Below are 6,348 nucleotides of genomic sequence, written 5' to 3' on the forward strand. Positions count from 1 at the left end.
GAAGGAGAAGATGGAGTGACGCAATCGGATAATCAGCCGTCGTTCAACTTGCTTGATCAGCCGTGGATAGTCTGCGTGACCTCGACAGGCACCGAGAAGCTGAGCATTCGCCAGATTTTCGACGGCACGGCAACCCCCATCCAAGTTCTCGGGGATTCCCCGACTCAGGATTATGCGGTACTCCGCGTCCTGCTGGCAATCTTCTGGCGGGCCCATCGCGGCAGCTCGGAAGATTCTCCGAGCTGGGAGAAATGGTTCATTGCTAAACGGCAGGAACTCATCGAACAAAACCGGGATGACCGGGTGTTGGAGTACTTGGACGAGTACCACCACCGGTTTGACCTGTTCGATAGTGAGGCACCGTTCATGCAGGTAGCTAGCCTCGACACAACCAAGGCAACGCGACAGTCAGTCTCGCGAATTCTGCCTGATGCTGAGCATGACTACTTCACGATGCGCACGCATGCAGGCCGTCAAAGCCTCACTTTTGATGAAGCGGCGCGATGGCTCATTCGCACCCAGGCGTATGACTACTCGGGGATCAAATCCGGTGCTATTGGAGATCCACGGGTAAAGGGCGGCAAAGGTTACCCCATTGGTACTGGTTGGGCTGGCATGACTGGTGGGACTGTCATTCGGGGGCGCTCGCTTCTGGAGACACTGCTGCTGAACACTACGCCGAAGGTTCTTTCTGATGAGGCGGTCGTTGATCTTCCCGTGTGGGAGCGCGAAGCTGACACTTCCGCACAGCGCAATGACCGTGCAGGGAAGCTGGCCAGCCCACCGGCGCCTCAACCGCAAGGTGCTGCGGATTTGGCTACGTGGCAGTCCAGAAGAATTCGGTTATTTACCGAAGGTGACCGCGTCACTGCGGTGCTGGTGAGTAACGGTGACCAGATCCCAGACGCTGGAAAGAACGTCTTCGGGGATCCGATGACGCCGTACCGCTTCAGTAAGAACCAGACCAAGAAAGGCCAGCTGGCTTTCTACGCCAAGCCATATGATACGCAGCGCACTATGTGGCGCTCACTTGATGCGCTGCTTGTGTCTGAGTCCGACGCCGGGTTTACCGGCGGTGAGCATGCTCCGAAACGCCCAGAAAATTTGGTGAATTTCTCCAGCATCACGAGGTCTCAGAGGACGCAGGAAATCGCGGACGTCCACATTGTTTCGATGGAGTATGGTGCGCAAAGCTCATCTGTAGGAACAGTAGTGACAGGAACCATTGGGCTGCCGCTTTCACTGCTGCAGGATGATAAAACCTCCCGAGTTCACAGGCAGTATGTGCGGGATGCGGCCGATGTGACTCGTAATGCGGCAATTTCACTGGGGTGGTTTGTTGGGCAGCTCGCTGTCGCTGCAGGTGGAGAGTACGTATTCGATGCAGAAGCAGCGGATCGCTTGTACACCGTCTTGGAGCCACTCTTTATCAACTGGTTGCGCGGCCTGGACCTCGAAAACATTGAGGAAGAAGCAGTCGCGTGGCAGAAGCAGATCCGGCAACAGCTTTTGCAAATTGCCGATGAAGCAGTGCGCGGAGCTGGGCAAAAAGCTCTGATCGGTCGCATCGTCGATAGCGGTGAAGACGGTGGTGGTCGGGTGATTAGCGCCGGTTCCCTGTACCGCCAGCTGCAGTACAGAATCTCCCAAGACCTTCCCCTTCTACGAGAACACGAGAGAGAAGAAAGAGAACTGCGACAGAAAGGCAGCCAGCCATGAGTGCACCAAACCTCAGGTTCAGTGTGGCGAACACGGTGAACCGATTGCAGACGAACTACCTTGATCGCCCCGAATCGACCGAGGGCAGTGAAGCACGCCGAGTGCTCGCAGAATTGCGCAAGAGCGCAGCCCGCGAATTCGGTACTGATCCGCTTGCCCTCGAACGGGTGCTCAGCACCCTTGCTCCGCCGCTCAGTGAAGGAGAACTTGGACGTGGAGATGCGCCGTCGCCCTCCGAGTCCGCGGCGTACTACGCGCTGACGCTTTTCGCTGCGCATATGCAAAGCGCCACCACGCCCGCACATTCTGAAGAGCGCACCTTCGCAATGGCCTGTGGTCGACTGCAAACCATCAGTGAATCAGGCTCTCTCAAGGATCGGTTCGACGCTATGCAGACTGCTCGCGAAGAGTCCTCGCGGCTGATTCATTTGCGGACGCTGGTCTCTCTTTTGAAGGGAGAAAAGATCGCCTTCGACTACGGCGCGCTCGCAGCTGATCTGCGCAGCCTCCAGAATCCGGCTCGTCGCGATGGCGTTCTCCTGCGTTGGGGTCGCGATTACGCGGTCGGAATGCTTCGCCCATCCCAGCAAGACTCACCACTCACGGAATCTGACTTCTCGGATCACCCTGTCACCACCAACTAGAAAGGCAAAGTCATGTCCCTCATCATTGATATCCACGCACTTCAGACCATTCCGCCGTCCTTGATCAACCGCGATGACACCGGCGCGCCGAAGACTGCGGTCTTCGGTGGTGTCCCACGTCAGCGTGTTTCCTCTCAGTCGTGGAAGCGGGCGATCCGTCGCTACTTCGAGAACCAGTTTGATAGTGAGCAGATTGGGGACCGCTCGAAGCGCCTGCCAGAAAAGATTGCTCGTCTTCTTGAGGAGCAGGGCGTCGAGAAAGCCGACGCGATTGCACGAGCTGAGAAGCTGTTCAAGGCAGCGGGAATCAAAACCGAAGTAGACAAGAAGCCGAAGAAGGTCGACGAGGATGCTCCGGAGCACAACCCATACCCTCGCACTACTTACCTGATCTTCCTGAGCCAGCAGCAGATCAATCGGGCCGTCGAGGAGCTTCTCGCGCGCGGTGACGACAAGCTGACGAAGAACGAAGCCAAGGCCATTCTGGATACCAACCACTCAGTGGATATGGCGATGTTTGGCCGCATGATTGCTGATGACGCGGCGTATAACGTCGATGCTGCCGTCCAGGTCGCTCACGCCATCGGCATTCACAACTCCACCCCCGACTTTGACTACTTCACTGCGGTCGACGACCTCGCTGAAGAAGGTGAAGAGACAGGCGCTGGAATGATCGGTACTGTTCAGATGATGTCGTCCACCCTGTACCGGTACGCCACCGTCAACCTGGACGGGTTGAAGGAGAACCTGGGTTCTGCCGAGGTGGCGCGTCAGGCTGCCGCGCAGTTCATCGAGGCCTTCATTGCGTCGATGCCCACTGGCAAGATCAACACCTTTGCTAACCAGACGTTGCCTGAGCTGGTGTACGTGGCTGTTCGTGACACGCGCCCGGTGTCTTTGGTTAACGCGTTTGAGACTCCGGTGCTCGAAGAGGCACGTGGGGGTTACGAGTCGGGTGCTAAGGACGAAGCAAAGTCTCGTCGTTCTGTGGCAGCAGTACGTCTCGCACAGGAAGCACGCGATGTGCAGGAGGTCTACGGCTTCAAGCCGCAAGCAGCCTTCGTGCTTGGTCTCGGTGACCTTGCAGAGCCTTTCGAGGGTCTCGCCGAGAAGACTACGCTGGCAGAACTGACTGATCGTGTTGCTGATGAGCTGAAGAGTCTTGCGGGTGATAGCTAGTGTCTCACTCACTGTTGCTCCTGTTAAAGGGGCCGATGCAGTCCTGGGGTGATGAGTCTCGGTTCAAAATCCGAGCTACTGCAACGACCCCAACGAAGTCCGGAATTGTTGGTCTCATTGCTGCGGCTCAAGGTCGTCGTCGTACGGACGAGGTTGAAGATCTTGCGGCTCTGAAGATGGCAGTCCGTGTTGACCAATCAGGAAGTCTCCTGCGGGACTATCAGACAGCGCAGCCATGGCAGACAAAGCCGAATGATCCAGCGCAACTTGTCACGCGGTACTTTCTTTCCGACGCTGCGTTCCTGGTCGCGGTGGAATCAGATGATCGAGCTCTACTGGAAAACATCGCAGACGCACTGAAGTCCCCAGCATTTCCACTGTTTATGGGGCGTCGTTCTTGCCCGGTGCATCCGGGACTCGTTGTTGGGATCGTTGATGCTTCTGGGGAGCAGGCGCTTCGGGACCACGAAACCTGGTACGCCACTGCCCAACATAAGACGCAGTCGCCCAAAGACATCTCGCTGGCTCTTTACCGGGACGCATTGCCCGCCGAGAAAGGTGGCGTACCCCGCCAGGATGTTCCTTTGTCCTTTGATCCGCAACACCGCCGTTACGGATGGCGTGACGTTATCCGATGCGATGACGTAGAGATCCACAACCCTGAGGGGAAGGAACGCACTTCGCCCCGGGACATCTACTTCGAAACGGTGGTGCAGGCATGAGTACGCTGACACGAATTTCAATCAACCCAGCGCGACGAAATGGGCGGAAACTCCTCACAAATCCCCAGGCCATGCATGCGGCGGTCCGGGCGTCATTTCCGCCAGATATTTCAGATGATGAGGCACGGGTTCTGTGGCGAGTAGATCCGCAAGACCACGAAACCGTGTTGTACATCGTCGGACCAGAGAAGCCCACGGGTGCTCTCATCGTGGAACAGGCAGGCTGGGAGAACCGCCCAGCGCAAAGTGCGGATTACGACCGTTTCTTGCACTCCCTGATGAAGGGGCAACGCTGGCATTTCGAGATCGTGGGGAATCCCACGTACTCGGAGCCGAATGGGAAGCGCGGCAAAGTCAAGGCGCACGTCTCAGTCCGACATCAATTGGATTGGCTGTATAAGCAGGCTGCTCGACATGGTTTTGCGCTCGCCCCGCGCATTGAGGATGAGTGCTCCGATGAAGAGCGTGCGCGTTGGTCTGTCAGCGATGCGCCGATGGTGATGGAGCGCTGGACGGATGTGTTCGGTAAGGGCAAGGAATCTCATGGCTCCCGTAACCAGGTGCGTATTGCGAAAGCACGTTTTTCTGGCACGCTTGAGATAACTGATGCAGCGGCGCTACGTCAGGGGCTGACTCAAGGCATCGGTCGTGCCCGTGCGTATGGCTGTGGTCTTCTGACCTTGGCGCCGGTGAAGTGATTTGGCGACACCGCAGGAACTACCGGTCACGCGTCATGCCTTGGCGCAGATGGGTGACCGTATCTCTTTCCTCTATATTGAGCGCGCGACGGTTAACCGCGATGGCAATGCACTAACTATCACCGACCGGCGAGGAGTAGCGCGCGTTCCCGCCACTCAGCTGGCGGTGATCCTGCTCGGGCCGGGAACTCGGATCACCTACGCAGCGATGGCTCTGCTTGGAGATGCAGGCACGTCGACAGTCTGGGTAGGTGAGCGGGGTGTCCGCTATTACGCCAGTGGTCGACCACCTGCTAAATCCTCTCGAATGGCGGAACTTCAGGCTGAAGTTGTGTCGCACCAGCGGAAGAGGCTGGATTGTGCGAAGCGGATGTACAATCTGCGGTTCCCCGGAGAGGATCTCACCGGACTGTCAATGGCAAAGCTCAGGGGCAGGGAAGGTGCTCGGATGAAAAGGTCTATGCGGCTGAAGCGGCTCGAACTGGGGTGTACTGGGACCGAAGAAGCTATGACCCGAATGACTTTGATTCCTCCACTCCTATTAACCAGGCACTCACCGCAGCCAGTGCCGCGCTTTATGGCATTGCGCATGCAGTCGTAGCCGGCATGGGGTTCATCCCGGCCCTCGGCGTTATCCACACTGGGACTGATCGGTCATTCGTCTATGACATTGCTGATCTATATAAAGCAGAAATTGCGATTCCTGCAGCGTTCGACGCTGTTGCCAGTGGCGAAGGTTTGCCGTCGGTCGCGGTGAGGAGGTTGGTGAGGGACTCGGTCGTCGAAAAGCGTCTGATGCAGCGCATGGTGCGCGACCTGAAATACGTGATGGATGTGCCTGAAGAAGAGCTCTTCAGCGACGCTGAGCTGCTGCTATGGAGCGAGCTCGAGGTCATTGCATCGGGTGTGAACTGGGATGAGCACGAGAGTCTCACGTGATTGTTCTAGTAATAACGGCGTGCCCTGCAGGTTTACGCGGGGACCTAACTAAGTGGCTTACGGAGCTCGCGCCGGGCACATTCGTCGGCGCGCCATCGGCACGCGTGCGAGATTTGCTGTGGGACAGGACAACCGAGCTGGTCCGTGATGGACGTGCGCTCATGGTGTATTCGGCGAACAATGAGCAAGGCATGGAGTTTCGGACTCATCGCCATGATTGGGTGCCGACGGATTTCGATGGTCTCACGCTGATGGTGAGGCCGGCTGCTCCGAGCAAGGCTGTGCGAAGAACTGGGTGGAGCAGAGCCCGGCGTCAGCGACGGCGTGGGTGAAAGAGTTCGCTGCACGATTTTTGAAAATCGTGCACAACCTGTTGCGCGCGTGCATTTAGTAACACCGTGGTGAGTATCGGGTAACGCGATGGTGAGTATCGAGTAACACCGCAGT

The 6,348-nt window shown here is 57.4% G+C and carries 6 protein-coding genes and 1 pseudogene; all 7 read left to right on the forward strand.

From position 1 onward, the window contains the following. The first annotated feature begins 15 nt into the window (after positions 1 to 15). The 7 genes and pseudogenes from casA (at position 16) to cas2e (ending at position 6,233) form a co-directional block, all read left to right on the forward strand. Positions 16 to 1,719, forward strand: coding sequence for a type I-E CRISPR-associated protein Cse1/CasA (casA, locus tag QP968_RS10385; RefSeq protein ID WP_284856338.1), 1,704 nt, complete (start codon positions 16 to 18; stop codon positions 1,717 to 1,719). Then, the gene (casB, locus tag QP968_RS10390; RefSeq protein WP_284856339.1) at positions 1,716 to 2,363 is read left to right on the forward strand and encodes a type I-E CRISPR-associated protein Cse2/CasB; all 648 of its coding nucleotides are present in this window, start codon (positions 1,716 to 1,718) and stop codon (positions 2,361 to 2,363) included. The genes casA and casB overlap by 4 nt, the downstream gene beginning before the upstream one ends. A 12-nt stretch (positions 2,364 to 2,375) precedes the next feature. Then, positions 2,376 to 3,542, forward strand: coding sequence for a type I-E CRISPR-associated protein Cas7/Cse4/CasC (gene cas7e / locus QP968_RS10395; RefSeq protein ID WP_284856340.1), 1,167 nt, complete (start codon positions 2,376 to 2,378; stop codon positions 3,540 to 3,542). Further along, entirely contained in the window at positions 3,542 to 4,264 is a 723-nt protein-coding gene (gene cas5e, locus QP968_RS10400) for a type I-E CRISPR-associated protein Cas5/CasD (protein ID WP_284856341.1), read from the forward strand. Before cas7e ends, cas5e begins: the two co-directional genes overlap by 1 nt. Then, on the forward strand, positions 4,261 to 4,962 hold the full coding sequence (cas6e, locus tag QP968_RS10405) for a type I-E CRISPR-associated protein Cas6/Cse3/CasE (protein ID WP_284856342.1): 702 nt from the start codon (positions 4,261 to 4,263) through the stop codon (positions 4,960 to 4,962). The genes cas5e and cas6e overlap by 4 nt, the downstream gene beginning before the upstream one ends. Before the next feature lie 49 nt (positions 4,963 to 5,011). Continuing rightward, positions 5,012 to 5,901, forward strand: a pseudogene (gene cas1e, locus QP968_RS10410) (type I-E CRISPR-associated endonuclease Cas1e). Continuing rightward, complete coding sequence (cas2e, locus tag QP968_RS10415; protein WP_284856343.1) at positions 5,898 to 6,233, forward strand: type I-E CRISPR-associated endoribonuclease Cas2e; 336 nt, start codon at positions 5,898 to 5,900, stop codon at positions 6,231 to 6,233. Before cas1e ends, cas2e begins: the two are co-directional and overlap by 4 nt. Positions 6,234 to 6,348 lie beyond the last annotated feature (115 nt).

The sequence above is a fragment of the Corynebacterium sp. MSK041 genome (genome assembly GCF_030232265.1).
GTDB lineage: Bacteria > Actinomycetota > Actinomycetes > Mycobacteriales > Mycobacteriaceae > Corynebacterium.